Annotated in this window: 1 protein-coding gene; it reads right to left on the bottom strand. The window is 63.6% G+C overall.

All coding sequences use genetic code 11. The annotated features are described in order from the left end of the window. The coding region (locus tag CXY71_RS00080; RefSeq protein WP_104133715.1) for an ISL3 family transposase at positions 1–1,279 on the bottom strand (1,279 nt) is incomplete at its 3' end. Between the last annotated feature and the right edge of the window lie 113 nt (positions 1,280–1,392).

Here is a 1,392-nt window from a genome sequence, read left to right as displayed (position 1 = left end):
GTTTATGTCCGCCGAGGCTGAGCATCGCCAGAGCGATCAGGGCGTCTGGTGATGTGAAGCCGAAGGCGATGCGGGTCATGAGGCGAATCTTGGTATTCATGGATTCGACGCGGCCATTGGAGAGGCCGTGCTCGATGGAAGCCAGGATCGCGGTGCGATGCTTCACGATGCTTTTTTGCAGTTTCACGAACGCCGGGATCCGGCAGCGGCGAGCCCAGCCGACCCACTTGTCCAAAGCCTCGGTGGCGTCGGTGAGAGGGAGTTTGAAGATCACGCGGAGGCCTTCCTTGAGGTAGTAGGCGCGGGCCAGTCGGGGGTCGGTCTGCACGATCCAGGCGAGCTTGGTCTGTTGCTTCTCGGTGAGGTTTTCCGGGTTCTTCCAGAGCGCGTAGCGACAGTTCTTGATGCCGGCCGCTCGGGCGCTATCCGGTCGTGGTGGGGCATCAGCGGCAGGCCGGCCGCGGCCGCGTCGGGTCTCGTTATGCCGGGCGGCTATGCGGGCTTCGTTCCACGCGGCCCGGCGGACGTCGTCGAGGGCTTCGGTAGCCCATTTCACGACGTGGAACGGGTCGGCGCAACGAACCGCGTTGGGCGCGCGTTCCTTGACAACACTGGCGATCCAGGCCGCGCCGTCCGCGGAAACATGCGTGATCTGTGCTGAGCGTTCCGGCCCTAACGCGTCGAAGAACGTCGCGAGGGTGGCCTTGTCCTGGCCGGGTGCAGCCCAGACGAGCCGGCCGGAATCGTGGTCGATAACGCACGTCAAATACTTGTGGCCGCGCTTGTAACTGATCTCGTCAACGCCGATCCGGGTGAGTCCGGCGAACTGGTCGAACTGCTTCTCCGTGTCGGCCCAGACCCGGGTGATGATCGCGCCAACGGTGCGCCACGCGATGCGCATCAGTACGGTGATCGCGGTCTTGGAGGTTTGAGTGGCTAGCCAGGCGACCTGCTGATCGAAGAACAGTGTGTGCCCGCTTTGATGCCGGGCCCAAGGGACGGCGGCGACGGTGACGCCGTGCACCCGGCAGCTCACCCGGGGTGCCGCGGCTTCTAACTGGATTTGGACCGCGCCCGCATCCAGGGACCGCCAGCGGCGACGCCCGTCGCCGGCGTCATAGCGTGGGCAGCGTTTCCGGCAGGCCCCGCAACGGTTCCGCATCGATGCCGTCGGGCGTACTGACGCGACCAGAATGCCGGTTTTCACGTCGAGATCGACGGTTTCGACGATGGTTTTGTCGACTCCGAGCAGAGTTCGCCATAGTGTTGAGTTTTGCACGCCGCTTTTTCCGATCCTAAGTTTCTTGCCTTTGACAGTTAGAAACCTAGACGGAGAGCGGCGTGTACTCGTTAAGGCGCTCGGAAACCACCCACGGTTACGTCAGGAGAGCC

It is taken from the genome of Cryobacterium sp. Y62 (assembly GCF_002929785.1).
Taxonomy (GTDB): domain Bacteria; phylum Actinomycetota; class Actinomycetes; order Actinomycetales; family Microbacteriaceae; genus Cryobacterium.
The sequence above is the reverse complement of the archived record's forward strand: the minus strand, read 5'-3'. Positions and strand labels throughout refer to the sequence as shown.